The sequence below is a fragment of the Humibacter ginsengiterrae genome (assembly GCF_054780115.1).
Window position 1 is genome coordinate 1 of sequence record NZ_BAAGWY010000027.1, and the last position, 20,346, is coordinate 20,346.

Here is a 20,346-nt window from a genome sequence, read left to right on the forward strand (position 1 = left end):
TGTGGATCTCGCTTCTCGGCGCCGCCGTGATCGTGGCGATCTTCGCCCCGCTCACGGTGCGCGCCTACATGCGCAAGGCGTAGAACGGAAGCGTGGAGGAGCAATCCATGAGCGCCTCTGAGCCGGCGCGCTGTGGCTTTCTGGGCATGGAACGCCGTGGTCGGCTGGTGCATCTTCGTCGGCCTTCAGCTCGTCTGGATGCTGTTCGCGGATGCCTGGACCAGCCCCGTGCACCTCGGCGGCCTCGCGGTCACCGCGGTGGTGGCGATCGTGCACGTCTCGATCATGCCGAAGTGGCGCTACCGGGTGCACCGGTGGGAGATCACCGACGATGCCGTTTTCGTGCGCAGCGGATGGCTGACCCAGGAGACGCGCGTCGCCCCGATCGCGCGCCTGCAGACCGTCGACTCGCGCCGCGGGTTCCTGCACCGCATCTACGGGCTGACCACCGTCACCGTCACGACCGCGTCCTCGGCAGGTGCGCTGAGCATCCACGCGCTCGACGACGCGGTGGCGCGGGACGTGATCGCCACGCTCACCGCCGTCGCGCAGCAGACTCCGGGGGATGCGACGTGACAGACGTCGAAGCTGCTCCGGCAGCCGATGCGGACTCCGACCCGACGCCATGGCGCCGCCTGAACCCGCGCATGCTGCTCGTGCACCCGGTGCGCGAGCTCATCAGGTACCTGCCGGTGCTGCTGCTCGCAGTCGTCGCCGGGTCCGTCGGCGGGGAACCGTGGTGGACGTACGCGCTGTCCGGCCTCGGCATCGTGATCGGCATCCTGCGCTGGGTGACGACGACCTATCGCATCACACCCACGCACGTGCAGGTGCGCCGCGGGTTCCTGAACCGCAGGATGCTCTCGGTGCCGCGAGAGCGCATCCGCTCGGTCGACGTCGATGCCACCCTGCTGCACCGCCTCGTCGGGCTCGCCGTGGTGAAGGTGGGCACGAGCGCCTCGCACGGGCAGGACGGCCTGGACTTCGACGGCATCGCGGCCACGGACGTCGTCGGACTGCGTTCTGAGCTGCTGCACGGCGTCGTAGTTCCACCGATTGCGCCGAGCCCACGACCCGGCACCTCTTCGGGTGCCGAACCTCATGAGCTGCCTGGGACAGGCTCAGGCGCCGAAATGGCGGATGCCGAGACGTCAGGCCGCGATTTCAGCGGCTGGAAGTGGTCATGGGCGCGGTTCGCACCGTTCACGCTCACCGGTGTCGGCGCGCTGTTCGCCGCCGCGTTCTTCGCGCTGCAGCTTCAGTTCTTCGACGGCGGGCTGCTCGTGCGACTGCCCGTCGTGCGAGCAGGCATCGACGCGGCCAGGCGCATCCCGCCGGTGGAGCTCACGATCGGCGCCGCGTTCGTGCTCATCGTGGCGGCCTCGGTCATCGCGCTCGTGCGCTACGTGCTCGTCTACAGCGGCTTCGCCATCTGGCGGACGGATGCCACCACTCTGCACGTGCGTCACGGTCTGCTGCGCACGCGGCAGGTCACACTCGACGAGCGGCGTCTGCGTGGCATCAGCCTGGGCGAGCCGCTGTCGCTGCGGGCAGTGGGCGGCGCATCCGTGCACGCGATCATGACCGGACTGGGGCGGGACCGCGCAGGCCTCATGGTGGTCGAGCCCGCCGGACCGCGCGGGGACGGAATGCGCGTCGCGGCGGCCGTGCTCGGCCCGCTCGACGGCGACGCCGACCCGCTCACCTGCGAGCTGCGGAAGCACGGGGTGCGTGCGCATCGGCGGCGGTACACGCGGGCGGCGACCGGTGTCGCCGTGATCGCTGTTGTGGTCCTTGTGGCTCAGCTGCTCGGATACCTCTCGCCCGCGGCGTGGTACGTGTTCGCGGGTATCGTGCCGGCAGCGGCGCTTCTCGCCGAGGACCGCTGGCGCGGACTGGGCCACGTTCTGCTGCGCTCGCGGCTGGTCACCCGGCATGGCTCGCTGGCACGCAAACGAACCGTGCTCGACACGGCCGGCATCATCGGCTTCACGGTGCGACGCTCGTTCTTTCAGCGCCGGGCGGGACTGGCGACGCTGATCGCCACGACGGCCGCCGGCCGGCATCGGTACTCGATCCCCGACGTGCCGGTCGCAGAGGCGTGGCGCATCGCCGACGAGGTGCTGGTGCGCACACCCCCAGCGACGGCCGAATCCGCTATCGCCTCGAGCAGACGCTAGACGAACAGCGGTCGCATCGAACGCACCACCTCGGTCAGGCGGGCGGTGCGCTCGTCGAGCGTCAGGGCATCCACCTGCCGGATCGCGGCGTCGACGTCGAGCTCCGGATGCCGGCTCCGCACGTCGTCCAATGCGCGCTCGGGATCGATGGACGGAAAATCGCGCCGAGCGCTGATGCCCCGGGCGAGGGCGAGAAGCTCGAGTCCGGTCGCGCGCCAGTGACGGGCGCCCGGCTCCTCGTCCGGGGTCGCGAGCAGCCAGACGGCGAGGCCGACCGCCGCCACGCCGGTGATCGGGACGTCGATCATGCCGGACCGCACACGATCATCGCGCCGCATGCGACTGCGGATGCGGCGGGCCACCAACCGGATGCGCGGATCGTCGACGCCACCGCACCGCACCGACGCCACGAGGTATCCGGCCGCGGCACCGTAGTACCAGGGTGCGAGACCGGCGGGCGGATCGCCCCACATGCGCTCCGCAACGTCGTACAGCCGGCGCGACTCCGCCAGGTCGCCCTCGGCTGAGGCGACCTCGGCAAGGCCTGCGAATCCGATCGCCTTCAAGTCGTTCCAGTCGAAGCTGTCCTGGTCGCCTTGCAGCCGCGAGAGCTGCTCGAACACGGGCCGCGCGTCCTCGGGTCGCCCCAGTACCACCTCGTTCGCGGCCACCAGCCAGTCGAGTTGGCGGAGGTCCTCTCCGGCGTTCAGCTGCTCCAGGTTGGCGCGCGCCAGCTTCGCCCATGCGAGCACCTCGGTCGGGGCGCCGCGCTCGCTGTGCAGCTGGGAGAGGTTGTGCGCGGCCATGCCGAGGGTCCAGACATCCTTCGTGAGCTGCGCCTTCCCGTATGCCTGCTCGCAGGCCGCGATGGCTGCGTCGAGCCGGCCGGAGTTCTCCATCAGCTGCGAACGGATGATGAGACCGAAGGAGGCGACAGCCGGATCGTCGTCTGTGCACAGCCGCGTCACGACGTCCATCGCCTGGCGAAGGTCGGGCATCACCAGCAGCAGGCTGAGCATCGCGTTCAGTTGTGGGTCGCGCGCGGGCCCTCTGGCATGCAGCTTGCGAACCCGGACGATCGAGCGGATGCCCTGCCGCACGTCCGAGACGAGCGAGGTCGCGCCGATCATGCCGAGCGAGACCATGGTCGCGTCGCGGTGGGTCTCGTCCGGGTCGTAGCGGCGCAGTGTCTGCAGCACCTGTGGCGCGAGGCCCATCACCTCGCCGTGCGCACCGCGCAGAGTCCAATGCATTCCGAGCGCCGCGAACACACTGCTTGCCGTCGCCGGATCGCCCACCGTGATCGCATCGCGCAGCGCGGCGACCAGGTTGTCCTGTTCCTCCTCGACGCGATGGAACGTCTCCACCTGCTTCTCGCCGTATGTCGTGTCGAGAGCGGTGAGTGCGAAATCGTCGGCCCAGGAACGGATGATCGCGGCCACGTCATTCGCTTCGCCTGCCTCCTGCAGCCGCTGGTCACCGAATTCACGCACCGTCTCGAGCATGCGATAGCGCACCCGCCCGGTGTGCGGACTCTCGACGGCGGAGAGCAGGGACTGGTTGACGAGGCCCTCAAGGTCCGCGTCCACATCATCGAGCGATCCGCACACGGCGGCAGCGGCATCCGCTGAAAACCCGTCGACGAACAGCGACAGGCGACGCAGCGCGAACTGCTCCGAGGTGTGCAACAGGTTCCAGCTCCAGTCGATCACCTTCAGCAGCGTGCGGTGGCGCTCGGGCGCTGCTCGGTCGCCGCCGCGCAACAGCGCGAACCGGTTGCCGATGCGGCGCTCGATCTCCTCGACCGACATCGAGCGCACCCGCGCCGCCGCGAGCTCGATGGCCAGAGGAAGCCCGTCGAGCTTCTCGCACAGTCGCTCGATGATCTCCACCGGCAGAACGACGGAGGGTCGTGCAGCCCGCGCTCGCTCGATGAACAGCGCGACGGCGGGTCCCGGTCGTACCCCCTCGTCGTCTGAGGTCGCGGGCAGAGGCTCGAGCTGATACACCTGCTCGGCCGCGATCATGAGGGGCGCGCGGCTGGTGGCGAGCACGCGCACGCCGCGTGTCGACGCCAGGATGTCCGCGATCCACTCCGCGGCCGCGTCGATGAGGTGCTCGCAGTTGTCCATCACGAGCAGCGTCGGCCGCTCGCCCAGCGCGCCGAGGATGCGAGCGCGCACATCCACCCGTACAACCGGATCGCTCAGCGTGAGACGTGTACCGGTGTACTCGCGGATGCCGAGGGTCGACGCCAGCGCGAGCGGCACGTCGTCACCGGTGCGCACGCTGGCCAGCTCGACGACGGCGACCCCGGGCATCCGCTCGCCGCTGCCGACACCGTCGGCCGCCCTTGCCGCCAGAGCCTGCGCGAGCCGAGTCTTGCCGAGGCCGCCCGCTCCCAGGATCGTGGTCAGCCGTGCGGAAGTCATCAGCTCCTCGACCGCCGCGATGTCATCGTCACGTCCCACCAGCTCGTTCGGTGGAACACGGATGCCCGCCCGCATCGTACGTGCAGGTTCCACCTTCGCCTGCGGCGCTCGGAGCAACTCGGCGTTGAAGGCCACGAGTTCGGCCGATGGATCGGTGCCGAGCTCGTCGCGTAGGCGCTCACGGAACTCGCCGAACTCGCGGATCGCGTCGTTCGTCCGTCCGCCCGCCGCGATGGCCTTCAGCCGCAGCAGCTCGACCGTCTCGTCCAGCGGGGCCGCCTCGGCGAGCGCAGCGAGATCCGCGAGCGCACCGTGGGCATCGCCGGTCTCTGCGCGGGCGGTGGCTCTCATCAGCGTCAGGTCTCGATGCAGCGCGGCGGCGACGGACGCGAGCCGATCGCCCAGTTCCGTCTGGCCGAGATCGGCGCCCGGTTCGCCTCGCCACAGCCGCAGCCCTTCGGATGCCCGCGCCTCCGCGTCGCGCCAGTCGCCCCGGTCGATCGCACCGCGCGCGTCATCCCTGGCCCGCGTCGCCTCGGCGAGGTCGGTCTGATGCGGCTCGCCGCTGCCGCCGAGTGCGTACCCGCCGGGCGTGGAGACAATGAGACCATCGGCGGCGACGGATCGCACCCGCGACACGAGCGTCTGCAACGCCGCTTTCTCATTGCGCGGCGGGTCGTCCTGCCAGAGGTCGTCGGCGATGCCGCGCACCGAGAGCGAACCGCGGGCGAGCACCAGTGCGACGACCAGCGCCTTCGCTGTCGCGCCGCCCGGCTCCACGCAGTCGCCCGACGAGGATTCCACCAGCACAGGACCGAGTACGGCGACCCGGCAGGTCGCGCGGCTCGGCAGGCTCATTGTGCCGAGTCTAGAGGCGATTGAGGGGAGAGCTGCGAACTCGCTCGCGGGGCAGACCCGATTGAGCCTCAGAGGCTACGAACGCGTTCGCAACGCGCCCTCGCACTCGAGAAGTCGAAAAATGCTGGAATCGCTTCCGATGGCCGCACCTTTTGACGTTTCGATGTGCCCGAGAAGACCGGGAGTGTGCACGGTGCGGTCAGGATGGGGCCATGGACTGGTCCGACTTCTACACTGCGCAGGCCGGCCGCGCGGTGCGCCCCACGTTCACCGCAGCGATGGATGCCTGGCGTGAAGCACGAGGTTGCGTGGCGGGCGACGCCATCGACCTCGGCTGCGGCGACGGCGTCGAGTCGAGGACGCTCGTCAGGCGCGGATGGCGCGTGCTCGCGCTCGACTCCGACCCGGGCGTCGTCGAGCGGGTCACGGCGGGCGTGCCGGAGGGGGAGCTCGAGCGACTGACGGTGCGGCGGGCATCTTTCGAGGAGCTCGCCGGTGGCGGGCTTCCGGCCGCAGACGTCGTCTACGCGGGATTCGCGCTGCCGTTCTGCTCCGGCGACGTGTTCGCGCGGCTGTGGTCGGGCATCCGCTCGTCGCTGCGCTCCGGCGGCCTCTTCGCCGGTGAACTGTTCGGGCCGCACGACGACTTCGCTCAGTGGCCGGATGTCAACACGCACGATCGCGTCGACGTCGATCGTCTGCTCGACGGGCTCGACGTGCTCCTGCTGCAGGAGGACGACCGTGACGGCGCCTCGTTCGCCGGCCCGAAGCACTGGCACGTGTTCCACATCGTGGCGCGTGTTGTGCGCTGAGGGTGGGCACGGGATTGCTTCATACCTGACCTTCTGGCGAGCTCCCGGTAGGTTCGAGGCATGCCCGTTCCCGCCGACTGGATCGAACACCGCCGCCACGACCGCGAACTCGTGGGCTGGATCCGCCCTGCCCGCGACGATGAAGGCGACGGCGATTTCGTGGTCGTCGACCTGCTGGGGCGGGAGCGCACGCATGCTGTCGACTGGCTGAGCGCGGAGGAGACGCTGGAGGAGCTAGGGATCGGTTACCTAGCCGATCCCTACGAGCTGCTGCTCGATGATGGACGGTGGCTGCGAGTGCGCATCACCGAGGTGTCGACGGAGGAGATCCGCGTGAAGCGCGACGACTGGGGCGCCATCGACATCCCGCTACTCGAGTACACGGTCTCGTTCCCGATGCCTAACACGTTGCGCACGGCCGCGCCGGCCGCGCCGCCCTGGCACTGACGTCAGAAGCCCGGCCCGCCGAACCACCTCTGAATTGCCGAGCCACCCTCTGAATTGCGCGAATTCGAGGGTGGCTGGGCATCTTCAGGGTGGGTCGGCGCCGACGCGGGAGGCGAGGCCTCAGCGCGCGGTCTTGCGCGCCGAGATGACCCCAGTGTCGAAGCCGAAGAGATAAAGGTTTCCGTTGAAGCGGGCGTGCTCGATCTTGATGCACCGGTCCATGACGACCGTGAGGCCCTTCTCCTCGCCGTAGCGGGCGGCATCCTCGTTCCAGATGCCCAGCTGCACCCACACAGTGGGGGAACCGACCGCGACGACCTCGTCGATCACCGAGGGGATGTCGGAGGGCTTGCGGAAGACATCCACGATGTCGGGAACCTCGGGCAGGGCCGCGAGCGACTTGTACACCGGCTGCCCCAGGATGGTGTCGGCGTTCGGATTCACGAAGTACACCCGGTAGTCGCTGGACTGCAGCAGGTAGGTGCCGACGAAGTAGCTCGCGCGCGACGGGTTCGACGACGCGCCGACGATCGCCACCGACTTGGCTCGCTGAAGGATGCCCAACCGCTGCTTCGCGTCGGGGCCCACCCAAGTGCGCTGCGATCGCAGGAGTCGCGCGAGCGGCGAATCGGCGGGCAGCTCGCAACTGAGGCCGTTCGGAAGCTGGGTGACCGTCGTGTCCGTCGCAGTGCTCATCACTTGCCCTCCAGCGCCCTGGTGAGCGCCTGGTCCAGATCGTAGATGATGTCGTCCGGGTCTTCGATGCCGACGCTGATCCGCACGAGCCCAGGCAGCACTCCCGCATCGTGCAGCTGCTGCTCGGTCAGCTGGGCGTGCGTCGTGGATGCCGGATGGATGACCAGCGTCTTCGCATCGCCGATGTTCGCCAGGTGGCTGGCGAGGTCGACCGACTCGATGAAGCCCTGCCCCACCTCGCGGCCGCCCTTCACGACGAAGCTGAACACGCTTCCCGGCCCCTCGGGCAGGTACTTCTTCGCGCGTTCGTGGTGCGGGTGCGACGGAAGTCCGGCCCAGTACACGTGCTCGATGCGCGGATCGGCATCGAGCCATTCCGCGACGGCACGCGCCCCCGCGATGTGCGCACGCATGCGGAGGGGCAGTGTCTCGACGCCCTGTGCGAGCAGGAACGCGGCGAACGGGTCCAGCGCCGGGCCGATGTCGCGCAGCTGCTCCGCACGCAGCCTGGTGAGGAACGCATACTCGCCGAAGTTGCCGTTCCACTGCAGGTTGCCGTACGTGTGCACGGGCTCACTGAACAGCGGGAAGCGCGGGTTGTGCCAGTCGAACCGGCCGGACTCGATCACGACGCCGCCGAGCGTGGTGCCGTGGCCGCCGAGGAACTTGGTCGCCGAGTGCGTGACGATGTCGGCACCCCACTCGATCGGCCGGTTCAGGTACGGAGTCGCGATCGTCGAATCGACGACCAGCGGCACTCCTGCGGCATGCGCAACCTCGGCGAGGCCCTCGAGGTCGGCGATCGCGCCCGAGGGATTCGCGATGGTCTCGGCGAACACGAGCTTGGTCTTGTCCGTGATCGCGGCGGCGTAGTCGGCGGGGTCGTCGCTGTCGACGAAGATGGTCTCGACACCGAACCGGCGCAGCGTCACGTCGAGCTGAGTGACCGATCCGCCGTACAGGCTGGCGGATGCCACGACCTGGTCGCCCGCGCCGGCGAGGCTTGCGAAGGTGATGTACTGCGCGCTGAGGCCGGATGCCGTGGCGACGGCGCCGAGCCCGCCTTCGAGGCTGGCGATGCGCTCCTCGAATGACGCGACCGTCGGGTTGTTCAGGCGCGAGTAGATGTTGCCGTACTTCTGCAGTGCGAACCGCGCGGCGGCATCCGCCGAGTCGTCGAAGACGAACGCTGTCGTCTGGTAGATGGGGAGCGCACGGGCGCCGGTCACGGGATCGGGGATATTGCCGGCATGGATCGCACGCGTGCGAAAGCCGAATTCGCGGTCTGCCACCCCGCTACCGTAACGGAGCTTCGCGCAGCGGGCGGGACCGGCCGTAACACGACGTCAACCCGCGGATGCCTGCAGCGCCTTCAACAGCGCGTCGCCATCTGGTACCCCGAGACCGGTGCAGGCATCCCACCCGGCGCGAGCGCTGTATGCGCCGTTGTTGCCGGTCACGATGTCGCGGAACCCAGGCGCGGTCGCGGTGGCCGTGGCATCTGGATACACGTGCAGGGAGAGCAGCCCGAGGCGCGTGCCGGTGGCCTGCACGAGCCGTGCGGTCAGCGCAGCCCAGAGCGGTGCGACGGCGCTCGTTCCGCCGATCACCGTGTCGGTGCCGTCGACCCGCACCTTGTACCCGGTCTGCGGGTCGGCGTCGCCGGCCACATCGGGCACCCCACGCCCGGCGTTCCCGCTCGCCGTCTTCGGCACGCCCACCTTGGCCTGCCAGCTCGGCAGACCGAATGAGTCGCTGACGCCGCCACCGGTGGCTCCGTGCCCCGGCCCGTCGTTCCAGACCACTTCTGAGGTCACCCGGTCGGTGGAGGGGTTCGCGTTCAGGCTCGTGCCCCCGCACGCCAGGATGTGCGGGCTGGATGCCGGAAAGTCGACGTGCGCCTTGCCGTCGGTCACGCGGTCGGCGCTTCCGTCGTCGCCGGCGGCCGCGGTGACGGTGACGCCGAGGCCCGCGGCATCCACGAGGGCGTCGTCGAACGCGGTGCGGGCCTGCGCGGTCCAGGAGTCTTCGCTCTCGCCCCAGCTGATACTGATCGCGTCGGGCGTGGGCTCGGCGTGCGCGGCGCGGGTGACGGCATCCACGAACCCGGCGTCGGTGTTGGGTGTGAAGTAGACGACGATGTCGGCCTTCGGGGCTATCGCCCCGATCACCTCGATGTCGAGCAGCACCTCGCCGTCCGCGCCGTTCGGGTCGCCGCCGGGTTGATTGGATGCCCCGTCGACGCCCACCGCCGTCACCTTCGGCGTTGCGATGCCGAGTTCACCGAAGTAGGCGTCGAGGTCGGCCTGGTCGAACCCGCCACCGAGCTCGATGATGGCGACGGTGCGGCCGGTGCCGTCAGTTCCTGCAGGGAACCGGTAGATGTCGGCCACCTGGTCGGGGGAGTAGCTGACGGCGGCAGCGGAGGTCGACACGGAGACGAAGTGCGCCCTGGCCTGCGGGCGGTCGTCGAGGCCGAGTACGGCGACCACGCGGTCACGCATCGGCTCCGGCACGGTGAGCGGCCCGGTCCGCTGCCGGAACGTCACAGTCTGGCCGTCGCGAGGCTCGTGGGTGGCGCTCTCCAGGGTGGTGCCGAACAACCCCTGCACCACGCTCGCCTTGGCCCTGATGCGGATGCGCCGCTCGCCGGCATCCACCGAGATCACCTCGGCGCCGGCCGCCTTCGCCTCGGCCACGACCGCATCGATGTCGGCGGGGTCCGCCCCATAGCGCCGCACGAACTCGTCGCGCGGGAGCGGGTTGCGCAGCACCTCGTCGGGAACCGGCTCCCGTCTGCGCAGGATGAGCGTGGCTTCGACCTGCTCGTCGTCGGGGATCGGGGTCGTCGACGAGGTCAACGGCTCACGGTGGCTGCCGGGCAGCTCGTTCGACGGTGCCTGTTCGTTCGAGGGGGGCTGGTTATCGCTCATGTCTACGGCTTACCACCGGGGTGCGACACCGAACAGGACTTGCGCGTGCGTCGCTATATCCACCCGATGGTGCCGATGCCGGTCACGACGTTCGGCAGCCACATGTGCAGCTGCCAGTACCAGAACGGGATCTGCATGCCCGTCCACAACGGGTAGAAGAACACCGTCACGATGACGACGACGGCGAGGAACACCGCGAGCAGCGAGAGCCCTCGCACGCGGCGGTAGGAGTCATCCGTGGGTCTGCCGACGATGAGCATGAACACCGCCGCGAGTGCCAGGTAGACGTAGGGTGCGAACGCGATCGAATAGAAGGTGAAGATGGTGCGCCCGGCGTAGAGCATCCACGGCAGGTACCCGGCGGCGAGTCCCATCAGGATCACGCCGTGCCGCCAGTTCCGGTAGCGGATCAGCCGGTAGACGAGGTAGATCACGGCGGCGGTGCCCGCCCACCAGATGATCGGGTTGCCGAGCTCGGTGATCGCGGACGAGCATCCGCCCGGCGATGTGCATCCGTTCACCCCGAACTTCGTGCCGACGTAGTACATGCTCGTCGGCCGCAGCATGAGCATCCACGTCAGCGGGTTCGACTGGTACGGATGCGGCGTGTGCAGGTTGATCGAGTACCCGTACATCTCCGACTGGTAGTGCCAGAGGTTCTGCGCCCAGTCCGGAACCCACGACAGAAGACCGGTCCATTTCGCGTCGGCGGTCGTCTGCACCCAGTCGCGGTAGTAGCCTCCCGGGTTGAGCAGCCACCCGGCCCAGGTGCCCACGTAGGTGATGAACGCGAGCGGCACCATGAGCACGAACGAGACGATGCCCCCCTTGAGGATGCCCGCCTCCGGCCAAAACGGAATGCCGGCACGGCGCCTTGCCAGCACGTCCACGATCACCAGGTACACCGCGAAGAACGCGAGGAAGTAGAACCCGGTCCACTTCACGCCGGCGTCGAGGCCGAGCAGGATGCCTGCGACCAGCAGCCACGGACGCCACCACATCCACGGACCCCAGCCGAGCTCACGCCCCTCTGCCCTCCGCCGGGCGATCCACGCGGCCAGTCGCTTTTGCTGCCACGTGCGGTCCAGCAGCAGGCAGCCGAACGCGAGCAGCGCGAGGAACATCACGGAGTTGTCGAGGATCGCCACCCGGCTCATCACGATGGCGTTGCCGTCGATCGCCATCAGGAATCCGGCGAGCGCGGCGATCAACGTGGAGCGGAACATCCGCTTCGCGATCAGCATCAGCACGACCACCGCGAGGATGCCGACGACTGCGGTGGAGATGCGCCAGCCCACCGTGTTCTGCGCTCCGAACAGGGCGAGGCCGGCGGCGATCATCCACTTGCCGAACGGCGGATGCGCGACGAACTCCGGGTCGTTCGTGTACGCGTTCACGTCGCCGTCGGCGAACCGCGGGTCGATGTTCGCCGGCCAGGCAGCCTCCCAGCCCTTGTGCATGAGGGTCCAGGCATCCTTCACGTAGAAGGTCTCGTCGAACACGAGCGCGTGCGGGTCGCCGAGCGCCCAGAGCCTCGTCACGGCAGCGATCAGCGTCACCAGCCCGGGAAGACCCCAGTTGTACCAGCGCAGCCGGGCCGGGGTGTTGACGGTGCGGGCGAACCACCTGTCGAGCCGCGACCCGGTCGGTCCGGCGGTCGACGCCTGGGCACCGGTCGTCGCGGGGTCGGCAGTCACGACCGCAATGCTATGAGGTCGCCGGGCGCCGGTGTGACCACTCCGGCTGGTATGACTGGACACGTGATCATCCTCGCGGCGACGCCTATCGGCAATGTGGGGGATGCCTCCCGCAGGCTCGTGGAGGCGCTGGAGAACGCCGAGGTGGTCGCCGCCGAAGACACCCGGGTGACCCAGCGGCTGCTTCAGGCCTTACGCGTCGAGAACCGGCCCCGCTTGATCGCGCTGCACGATCACAACGAGCGCGAGCGCTCGACCGACCTCGTCGAGCAGGCTCGCGACGTCGACGTTCTCGTGCTGTCGGATGCCGGAATGCCCACTGTCTCCGATCCGGGGTACCACCTGGTCACGGCCGCGATCGAGGCTGGCGTGACGGTCACCGCCATCCCCGGGGCGAGCGCCGTTCTCACTGCGCTCGCCGTCTCCGGGCTGCCCACGGATAGGTTCACCTTCGAGGGGTTCCTGCCGCGCAAGCCGGGCGAGCGGGCATCCGCCCTGGGGGCCCTCGCCGACGAGCAGCGCACGATGGTGTTCTTCGAGTCGCCGAACCGGCTCGCCGAATCGCTGCGGGCGATCTCGCACGCGCTCGGCGGTTCGCGCCGGGTTGTCGTCTGCCGCGAGCTCACGAAGCTGCACGAAGAGGTGCGGCGCGGCACGGCCGACGAGCTGGCGGAATGGGCGGATGCCGGCGTTCGCGGCGAGATCGTGGTCGTCGTCGCGGGGGCCAAGCCACGCACAGTAGACCTCGCCACGGCGGTGCAGGAGGTGCTGCTGCTCACCGCGACCGAGAGCCTGAAGGACGCCGCGGCATCCGTCGCCGCCGCCACCGGCCTTTCTCGCCGCACCCTCTACGAGGCCGCCCTCCGCGCTCGCCGCTAGGCGCCTGTCTCGACTCGCGGTGGATTGCCACTCACCCGAAAACAGGCATGGTCGCGCTCTCATCGCGAGAACAGGCAGAACTTGCCTGTTGCCGGTAGTTTTGCCTGCGAACCGGAGGAGCCCCATGAGTCACGACGTCGCCACGACCCAACCCCAGGGCGCGCTGCTCGTCGGCAGCGTGAACTACGACGACGCCGAGACCACGATGCGCACCGCGGCCGAGCTGATGGGCCCGTTGCTGAAGCGCATCCCGGACGGCGAGCCGGGCAAGCGGTTCCACTGGATCATGTTCCAGCCCGACGTTCTCGGACAGGCGGAGGGCATCGAGCGCGTGGGGGAGCATCCGATTCCGTTGCGCATGCTGGATGCCCGTCCGCTCCGCATCGCCGATGGCGTCGATCCGGCGGCGCTCCGGCTGCCACCGCTCGGCTATGCGGAGGCCGCGCTCGAGTCATACGGCATCTTCCGCCGTCTGCGAGGCGAGGGAGTCATCAAGCCGGGTACCCGGTTCCAGGTATCGCTTCCGACGCCCCTTGCGGTCGTGGGTGCGTACTTCCCGCCCGACCAGCGTGCCGCCTTCGAACCCGTCTACCGCGAGGCGATGTACCGCGAGCTGGACGCCATTCTGGATGCCATCCCGCACGAGGATCTCGCCGTGCAGTGGGACAACGCGGTCGAGTTCGGCATCATCGAAGACGTCGCGCATCGCGGAGGCCGTGGCGCAGAATCGTGGTGAGGAGACGACGTGTGGGCCGGCCTCACGGAGCGCTCCGCAGACCAGGCATCCCGCGTGCCTCTCGACGTCGAGGTCGGCTTCCACCTCTGCTACGGCGACGTCGCCGAGAAGCACTTCATCGAGCCGACCGACGCCGGCAACCTCGTGCGCTACGCGAACATGCTGACGGATGCCTCACCTCGCGCGATCACGTGGATCCACCTGCCGGTGCCCATCGAGCGCGACGACGACGCCTACTTCGCGCCGCTGGACGAGCTGCGGCTGAGCGATGAAACCGAGCTGTACCTGGGACTTGTGCACCGGGAGGACGGCGCGGACGGCGCGAGCCAGCGCATCCGCACCGCGCTGAGGCACGCGCCGGTCTTCGGTGTTGCGACCGAGTGCGGCATCGGCCGAGCGCCCGAAGGGACGACCGAGGGCATCCTGCGCACGCATGCCGAGGTCGCCTCCGCGTGGTAGCGCCGGGAGTCAGACCGGCGGATATGTCACCTGACCGTCCGCGTGCACGAACGCACCCGGCGTCAGCGTCGCGCGGTCGATTCGCCCCTCGGCCATGATGTGCCGAACATCCTCGCCGAGGGCGAGCAGGTGGTCGGCGATGATCCGGCGGTGGCATCGCCACCACACCGCCTCCGAGCACATCACGACGGTTGCGCGCTCCGACCGTTCCGCACGAAGCCGCGCGAGGGCATCCGCGAACTCGTCGCCCGTGGCGTAGTCCGCGTAGTTGTGGAAGCTGCGGTTGCGCCAGAGACCGTTCACCTCGAGCGGCACGGTCTTCGACCTTCCACGCAGGCCGCCGAGCGCCGGTTCGTGCCGGTAGCGGATGCCCGCACTGGCGAGCGAGGGCGCCAGCACGTCTTCGTCGAACTGCGGATTGCTGCGCGACCCAGGCAGCTTGCGAACGTCGACCAGGGCCTCGACCCCGGCCGTCTGCAGCGCTTCGAGGAACGCCTCGATCGTGCGGTCGGAGTGTCCGACAGTGAAGAACGGCACCGTCAGTCGTCGGGCATCAATATCAGCGCCGCGCCCTTGTGCGCTGCGACGTGCCCGGTCTTGTCGCTGGCGATCTCGTATTGCGGATCATCCTGCGACGCGTGATGCGTGTAGCCCTTGTAGTCGAAGTCGGCGGTGTGCACGGCCACGATCGTGCCGGACACGTGGCCTGCCTCCGAGTTCCACTTCACGTGGTCGCCGACCGCAAAGCGTCTGGTCATCGTGCCTCCTCTGCACCGATTGTGGTGGCGGTTCAATCAGTCTCGTTGCTTGAGCGGCCGCGTGCCTAGCATGAGAGTGCAGGTGCAGTGGCTTCGAGGGGGAGGCGGCACATGAGCACGGAGACGCAGCCGGCAACCGGCGACAAGGCGGCGCCGAAGGTTGGCACCGAGACGGGCCCGCAGACGACCGACGTGGGGGAGCGCGCGGCACGCGAGACGGCGGAGGCGGCACGCGAGACCGAGTGGGAGCGACCGAGCTTCGCGAAGGGCCTCTACCTGGGCGGCTTCGACCTGTCGCTGATCCACCCGCATCCGCGCGGCGACGCGCACGACATCGAGCGCGGCGAGGAGTTCCTGGCACGGTTGCGTGCCGTGTGCGAGACGTTCGACGGCCGACGAATCGAACGCGAGGCGCGCATCCCCGACGAGTACGTCGCCGCGCTGTCGGAGCTGGGCGTCTTCGGCATGAAGATCCCGCAGGAGTACGGCGGTCTCGGGCTCAGCCTGCTGTACTACGGGCGTGCGCTGATGCTGATCGGCTCGGTGCACCCCTCCATCGGCGCGCTGGCGTCTGCCCACCAGTCGATCGGCGTGCCCGAGCCGGTGAAGCTCTTCGGATCCCAGGAGCAGAAGAAGACGTACCTGCCGCGCTGTGCTGCCGGCGCGATCTCGGCGTTCCTGCTCACCGAACCGGATGTCGGCTCCGACCCGGCGAGGATGGCCGCGACAGCGACACCCACCGACGACGGCTCTGCCTACCTGCTCGACGGCGTGAAGCTCTGGACCACGAACGGCGTGATCGCCGAACTCCTCGTTGTCATGGCGCGGGTGCCGGAGCACGACGGGCAGAAGGGCGGCATCACCGCGTTCGTCGTCGAGGCGGACTCGCCCGGCATCACGGTGGAGAACCGGAACGCGTTCATGGGGTTGAAGGGCATCGAGAACGGCGTCACCCGCTTCCACCGGGTGCGCGTGCCCGCCGAGAACCGGCTCGGCCGCGAGGGCCAGGGTCTCAAGATCGCGCTGACCACCCTGAACACCGGCCGGCTCTCGATCCCGGCGTTGTGCGCCGGAGCCGGAAAGTGGTCGCTGAAAATCGCCCGCGAGTGGTCGGCGGCGCGCGTCCAGTGGGGCCGTCCGATCGCGCAGCACGAGGCCGTCGCCACGAAGATCGCGTTCATCGCCGCGACCGCGTTCGCGCTCGAGGCCGTGTTCGAGCTGTCCGCCGAGCTCGCGGATTCCGGCATGAAGGATGTTCGCATCGAGGCCGCGCTCGCGAAGCTCTGGTCGAGCGAGATGGGTTACGTGGTGGCCGACGAGCTCGTACAGATCCGCGGCGGTCGCGGCTACGAGACCGCGGACTCATTGAGTGCGCGAGGTGAACGAGCCGTCGCGGCCGAGCAGCAGACCCGCGACATGCGCATCAACCGCATCTTCGAGGGATCCACCGAGATCATGCATCTGCTCATCGCGCGCGAGGCGGTGGATGCCCACCTCAAGGCCGCAGGCGATCTCGCCTCCCCGGACGCCGACCTCCGCGCCAAGGCCAGGGCCGCGGCGCACGCCAGTGGCTTCTACGCGAAGTGGCTGCCGTCGCTCGTCGTGGGCAAGGGCGACGAGCCGGGCGCGTACGGCGAGTTCGGCCCGCTCGCGGCCCACCTGCGCTACGTGGAACGGGCATCCCGCAAGCTCGCCCGCTCCACGTTCTACGGGATGGGCAGGTGGCAGGCGGGTCTGGAGCACAAGGAAGCGTTCCTCGGACGCATCGTCGACATCGGCGCGGAGCTGTTCGCCATGGCCGCCTCGTGCACGAGGGCCGAGATGATCCGCTCCGGCGACGCGCAACGCGGTCGGTCCGCTTACCAGCTCGCCGACGTGTTCTGTCGTCAGTCGCGAAAGCGGGTCGACACGCTGTTCCGCGAGCTGTGGGACAACACCGACGACGTGGACCGCAAGCTGACGACGCGCGTGATGGACGGCGACATGACGTGGCTGGAGGAGGGCGTGATCGACGCGTCGGAGGGAACCGGACCCTGGATCGCCGACACTGCGTACGACGGCACGGAGAAGGAGAGCGTGCACCGCCGCTATCGGTGACGTGCACTCGCGGCGGGCTGACCTCGCATCTCCGGGTCAGGCCAGCGCCAGCGACCAGCTCCATTCGTAGGTGCCGGGACCGACGATGAAGCGCGGCAGGGGCTCGGGGCCTACCGAGGCAGTGCCCAGCCCGCGGTGCGCGACGTCGGCGCGCACGATGGTCTCGCCGCGCCACGACAGCTCCCACGAGTGCGGGGTCGTCTCGAGATCGGCGACGCTGTGGTGGGATGCCGTGAACAGCACGGGCTCCGAGAACCGCAGGCCCACGCTCCGAGTGCCGTCACTCAGTGACGCCGCCGTCACCCCGGTCCGCGCCCCGTTCTCCTGCGGTCGCACGTACGGCGTCTGCAGGTCGTCGACGCTCGATTCCCAGCGCCCCAGCAGGCCCGATGATCGCCGATCCGGATAGGTCTCGTGCGGCCCGTCGCCCACCCACTCGACCTGTTCGAAGCCCGGCACGAGTGCGAACTCGATGCCCACCCGAGGGATGTCAGGCAGCGACTCGGGCACCACGACCGTCTCGTGGAACTCCAGAACCCCGTCGGATGCCCGCACCCGCTGCGTGTGCTCCACGATGTGTCCGCTAGACGCGGTGTACCTCGCCCGCACGAGTGTCGTCTCACCATCGCGCTCCACGGCTTCGACCGTTCGCACCGCGTCTCGCAGCCCGGTTTCCTCCAGCCGCTGAAGACCCGGGATCGCTTTGTCGTTGTCGGTGAGCGCTCGCCACAGCTGCAGCCGGGGGCCGGATGCCAGCAGCCGGTGGCGCACGACGCCTTCTTCATCGAGGTCGACCCCGGCCGCCCCGGCCGACGCGGTCTGCGTGCCCGACGCGCTCTGCCGGCTCGCCGCGCTCTCCTGGCTCGGCGAGCCCGGCTTCGCAACCCTCACCTCGAGCACTGCGAGCTCGGTGCCCGCGGGCGCCCACACGGAGTCCGCCGCCGTCCGCACCGTCGCCCGCAACGCAAGTGCACCGTCGTCGCTCAGCCCGCGCACGAGCTCCTGGGGCAGCGCGACGTCGGCGGTCTCGCCGGCTCGCGCAGCGACATCCACGCGCACGGCCCCCGTCTCACCGTCGATGCGCGCCACCGATGCCTCGATAGTGAACCCCTCCAGCGACGCGAACGTCTGCCGATTGCGCAGGCGCAGCGTTCCCTGCCGGGCTGCCGAGGCATCCGACACGATCTCCACGGGGGAGAACACCCGCCGTACCTCGAAGATCGCCGGATGCGGCGACCCGTCGGGGAAGAGCAGTCCGTCGATGCAGAAGTTGCCGTCGTTCAGGGCATGCCCGAAGTCGCCGCCGTAGCGGTAGTGCTCGTCGCCGTCGGGGTCGAGGCCGTGGTCCTTCATCTCCCAGATGAACCCGCCCTGCAGGCCGGGCGTGGAGCGGATCGCCGCCCAGTAGTCGTCGAACGACCCGTTCGAGTTGCCCATCGCGTGGCTGTACTCGCACATGATGAGCGGCCGGTCGGCGCCCTCGCTCTCGGCGTAGGCCACGATCGCGTCGATCGGCGGGTACATCGGGCAGACGATGTCGGTCTGGAAGTGCCCGCCGTACCAGTCTTTCGCGATCGCCCCCTCGTAGTGCACGGGACGGGTCGAGTCGTAGCCGCGCACCCAGCCGGCGGCGGCGTCCTGGTTCACGCCGGACCCGCTCTCGTTGCCGAGCGACCAGATGATGATGCTGGGGTGATTCTTGTCGCGCAGCACCATGCGCGATACCCGGTCCACGAACTGGTTGAGATAGCGCGGGTCGTCGCAGATCGACCACGCCCAGTCGTGCGCTTCCACGTCGGCCTCGTCGATCACGTAGAACCCGTACTCATCGGCCAGGTCGTAGAACGCGGGATCGTTCGGATAGTGCGACGTGCGGATCGCGTTGAACCCCCACCGCTTCAGGTTCGCCAGCTCGGTGGCGATCTTCTCCCGCGTGAGCGTGCGACCGGTGCGCGGGTCGAATTCGTGCCGGTTCACGCCCTGCAGCATGATGCGACGGCCGTTCACGAGCAGGTCCTGCCCGACGATCTCGACCCGGCGGAACCCGACACGCAGCCGAGCGGTGTCGAGCACGGCGCCGTCCTCGTCGACGAGCTCGACCGTGACCGGGTACAGAGTCGGAGTCTCCGCGGTCCACGGCGAGGCATCCGGCAGCTCGAGCGAGACGGATGCCCGTCCGTCCGGTTCCGGGAAGTTCACGGTGGTCGCGATCGAGGCGAGTGTGCGCACGGGCTCGGGCAGCGGCATCCGTGCAGCGTTCTTCGCATGCAGCGAGAACACGTTCTCGTCCAGCGGCACCTGGGCGAGCAGCTCCTGCGCGTGCCCGTCCTCGGGATCGACCACGAGTCGTGTCGACACCGGGGCGGCGACCGGCGCAGGGACGGATGCCGCACCTAGCCGAGCCCGCACGCTCAGCCCGGCGGGCGTGACGTCGCGCGGTGCGCCGACGATCGCCTGCACGTCGAGGCGTCCGGTCCCGGATGCCGCGTCGAAGTCCGCGCCGACGCGCACGTCGCGCAGGAACACGGGGGATGTCGCATACAGCCGCACCCCTCGGGTGATGCCGCCAAGCCACCACTGGTCCTGATCTTCGATGTAGCTGGCGTCGGACCACTTCACGACTGTCAGCTCGAGATCGTTGTCTCCGGTGTGCACGAGCTCGGTCACGTCGAACTCCGCGGCCAGCCGGCTGCCCTTGCTCGCGCCGGCCTGTACACCGTTCACGGTTGCCAGCAGCACGCTCTCCGCCGCGCCGACGCTGAGCACTATGCGGCGGCCGCTCCATCCATCGGGCACCGTGAACGAGCGGCGGTAGACGCCGGTCGGGTTCGCATGCGGAACGCGCGGGGGAGCGTCGGGGAACGGCATCCTGATGTTGAGGTACTGCGGCAAGTCGTCGGTGCCCTGCAATGACCAGGCGCCTGGCACGCGGATGTCCCGCCACGCGTCCCCGAGATCGGCCTCCGGGCTCGGGAGCAGCTGGAACCGCCACGTCCCGTCCAGGTCGATGACGTCATCCAGCGGCGCTCCGTCGTAGCCGCTGGTTCTCGGCACGGCGTGGCTGCGTTCGCGTCCGACCGACGTGATCTCCGGATGCCTCCACACGGCTGCGATGGGCCCGTGAAGCGAGGCGAATCCTCGTGGTGACGCGGTCATTCGAGCTCCTTCGGTCGGCATGGGCGGCTCAGTGCGGGTGAACGCCTTGTGCGAATTTATGCGATTTCGTCGGATGACGCGGTCAAGTCCCGTGGTGTGGTGTCACTGCTGTTGTTCCCTGTGGGTGGGTGATGGTTAGGCGGTGAGGAGCAGTTCGGGGCGGGCGGGCTCGGTGGTCTCGTGGAGGACGTGGATCAGTGCTCGCA

At 69.1% G+C, this 20,346-nt stretch carries 16 protein-coding genes; 8 read left to right on the top strand and 8 right to left on the bottom strand.

What is annotated here, in order from left to right; all coding sequences use genetic code 11:
• The first annotated feature begins 132 nt into the window (after positions 1-132).
• A complete protein-coding gene (locus ACYVII_RS18740) occupies positions 133-576 on the top strand; it encodes a PH domain-containing protein (protein ID WP_460537862.1) in 444 nt (147 codons plus the stop codon).
• Positions 573-2,180 (top strand): PH domain-containing protein, encoded by a 1,608-nt coding sequence (locus ACYVII_RS18745; protein ID WP_460537863.1) that lies wholly within the window; start codon positions 573-575, stop codon positions 2,178-2,180. Before ACYVII_RS18740 ends, ACYVII_RS18745 begins: the two co-directional genes overlap by 4 nt.
• On the opposite strand, the gene ACYVII_RS18750 is transcribed toward ACYVII_RS18745, so the two are convergent.
• Complete coding sequence (locus tag ACYVII_RS18750) at positions 2,177-5,470, bottom strand: ATP-binding protein (protein ID WP_460537864.1); 3,294 nt, start codon at positions 5,468-5,470, stop codon at positions 2,177-2,179. The genes ACYVII_RS18745 and ACYVII_RS18750 overlap by 4 nt on opposite strands.
• Positions 5,471-5,682: 212 nt before the next feature.
• Between ACYVII_RS18750 and ACYVII_RS18755 the strand changes: the two genes are divergently transcribed.
• Positions 5,683-6,282 carry a class I SAM-dependent methyltransferase gene (locus tag ACYVII_RS18755; protein ID WP_460537865.1) on the top strand — a complete coding sequence of 200 codons (600 nt, stop codon included), beginning with the start codon at positions 5,683-5,685 and terminating at the stop codon, positions 6,280-6,282.
• 60 nt (positions 6,283-6,342) lie between these two features.
• A complete protein-coding gene (locus ACYVII_RS18760; RefSeq protein ID WP_460537866.1) occupies positions 6,343-6,729 on the top strand; it encodes a hypothetical protein in 387 nt (128 codons plus the stop codon).
• 120 nt (positions 6,730-6,849) lie between these two features.
• On the opposite strand, the gene ACYVII_RS18765 is transcribed toward ACYVII_RS18760, so the two are convergent.
• The 4 genes from ACYVII_RS18765 to ACYVII_RS18780 are packed head-to-tail and all read right to left on the bottom strand — an operon-like array spanning position 6,850 to position 12,055.
• A complete protein-coding gene (locus ACYVII_RS18765) occupies positions 6,850-7,425 on the bottom strand; it encodes a CoA-binding protein (RefSeq protein ID WP_460537867.1) in 576 nt (191 codons plus the stop codon).
• Positions 7,425-8,717, bottom strand: coding sequence for an O-acetylhomoserine aminocarboxypropyltransferase/cysteine synthase family protein (locus tag ACYVII_RS18770; protein ID WP_460537868.1), 1,293 nt, complete (start codon positions 8,715-8,717; stop codon positions 7,425-7,427). The genes ACYVII_RS18765 and ACYVII_RS18770 overlap by 1 nt, the downstream gene beginning before the upstream one ends.
• Before the next feature lie 54 nt (positions 8,718-8,771).
• Complete coding sequence (locus ACYVII_RS18775; protein WP_460537869.1) at positions 8,772-10,358, bottom strand: S53 family peptidase; 1,587 nt, start codon at positions 10,356-10,358, stop codon at positions 8,772-8,774.
• Between the two features lie 53 nt (positions 10,359-10,411).
• A complete protein-coding gene (locus ACYVII_RS18780; RefSeq protein ID WP_460537870.1) occupies positions 10,412-12,055 on the bottom strand; it encodes a dolichyl-phosphate-mannose--protein mannosyltransferase in 1,644 nt (547 codons plus the stop codon).
• A gap of 63 nt (positions 12,056-12,118) precedes the next feature.
• On the opposite strand from ACYVII_RS18780, the gene rsmI reads away from it, so the two are divergent.
• The 3 genes from rsmI to ACYVII_RS18795 all read left to right on the top strand — a co-directional run bounded on the left by rsmI (position 12,119) and on the right by ACYVII_RS18795 (position 14,129).
• Complete coding sequence (gene rsmI, locus ACYVII_RS18785; protein WP_460537877.1) at positions 12,119-12,934, top strand: 16S rRNA (cytidine(1402)-2'-O)-methyltransferase; 816 nt, start codon at positions 12,119-12,121, stop codon at positions 12,932-12,934.
• 124 nt (positions 12,935-13,058) lie between these two features.
• Positions 13,059-13,670: a hypothetical protein gene (locus ACYVII_RS18790; protein WP_460537871.1), complete on the top strand. Its 612-nt coding sequence runs from the start codon at positions 13,059-13,061 to the stop codon at positions 13,668-13,670.
• A 9-nt stretch (positions 13,671-13,679) separates the two neighbouring features.
• Positions 13,680-14,129 carry a hypothetical protein gene (locus ACYVII_RS18795; RefSeq protein ID WP_460537872.1) on the top strand — a complete coding sequence of 150 codons (450 nt, stop codon included), beginning with the start codon at positions 13,680-13,682 and terminating at the stop codon, positions 14,127-14,129.
• 9 nt (positions 14,130-14,138) lie between these two features.
• On the opposite strand, the gene ACYVII_RS18800 is transcribed toward ACYVII_RS18795, so the two are convergent.
• Positions 14,139-14,666 (bottom strand): DUF488 domain-containing protein, encoded by a 528-nt coding sequence (locus ACYVII_RS18800; RefSeq protein ID WP_460537873.1) that lies wholly within the window; start codon positions 14,664-14,666, stop codon positions 14,139-14,141.
• Positions 14,667-14,668: 2 nt separating this feature from the next.
• Positions 14,669-14,887 carry a hypervirulence associated TUDOR domain-containing protein gene (locus ACYVII_RS18805; RefSeq protein WP_460537874.1) on the bottom strand — a complete coding sequence of 73 codons (219 nt, stop codon included), beginning with the start codon at positions 14,885-14,887 and terminating at the stop codon, positions 14,669-14,671.
• Positions 14,888-14,998: 111 nt separating this feature from the next.
• On the opposite strand from ACYVII_RS18805, the gene ACYVII_RS18810 reads away from it, so the two are divergent.
• Positions 14,999-16,984, top strand: coding sequence for an acyl-CoA dehydrogenase family protein (locus ACYVII_RS18810; protein ID WP_460537875.1), 1,986 nt, complete (start codon positions 14,999-15,001; stop codon positions 16,982-16,984).
• 36 nt (positions 16,985-17,020) lie between these two features.
• Here ACYVII_RS18810 and ACYVII_RS18815 read toward each other — a convergent pair whose 3' ends face one another.
• Positions 17,021-20,140 (bottom strand): glycoside hydrolase family 2 TIM barrel-domain containing protein, encoded by a 3,120-nt coding sequence (locus ACYVII_RS18815; protein WP_460537876.1) that lies wholly within the window; start codon positions 20,138-20,140, stop codon positions 17,021-17,023.
• Positions 20,141-20,346 lie beyond the last annotated feature (206 nt).

Excerpts from the sequence above, each read along its gene's own strand:
- ACYVII_RS18810 (WP_460537875.1), top strand. The coding sequence starts at position 14,999 with ATGAGCACGGAGACGCAGCCGGCAACCGGCGACAAGGCGGCGCCGAAG.
- ACYVII_RS18765 (WP_460537867.1), bottom strand. The coding sequence starts at position 7,425 with ATGAGCACTGCGACGGACACGACGGTCACCCAGCTTCCGAACGGCCTC.
- ACYVII_RS18760 (WP_460537866.1), top strand. The coding sequence starts at position 6,343 with ATGCCCGTTCCCGCCGACTGGATCGAACACCGCCGCCACGACCGCGAA.
- ACYVII_RS18750 (WP_460537864.1), bottom strand. The coding sequence starts at position 5,470 with ATGAGCCTGCCGAGCCGCGCGACCTGCCGGGTCGCCGTACTCGGTCCT.
- ACYVII_RS18805 (WP_460537874.1), bottom strand. The coding sequence starts at position 14,887 with ATGACCAGACGCTTTGCGGTCGGCGACCACGTGAAGTGGAACTCGGAG.
- ACYVII_RS18755 (WP_460537865.1), top strand. The coding sequence starts at position 5,683 with ATGGACTGGTCCGACTTCTACACTGCGCAGGCCGGCCGCGCGGTGCGC.
- ACYVII_RS18775 (WP_460537869.1), bottom strand. The coding sequence starts at position 10,358 with ATGAGCGATAACCAGCCCCCCTCGAACGAACAGGCACCGTCGAACGAG.
- ACYVII_RS18815 (WP_460537876.1), bottom strand. The coding sequence starts at position 20,140 with ATGACCGCGTCACCACGAGGATTCGCCTCGCTTCACGGGCCCATCGCA.
- ACYVII_RS18790 (WP_460537871.1), top strand. The coding sequence starts at position 13,059 with ATGAGTCACGACGTCGCCACGACCCAACCCCAGGGCGCGCTGCTCGTC.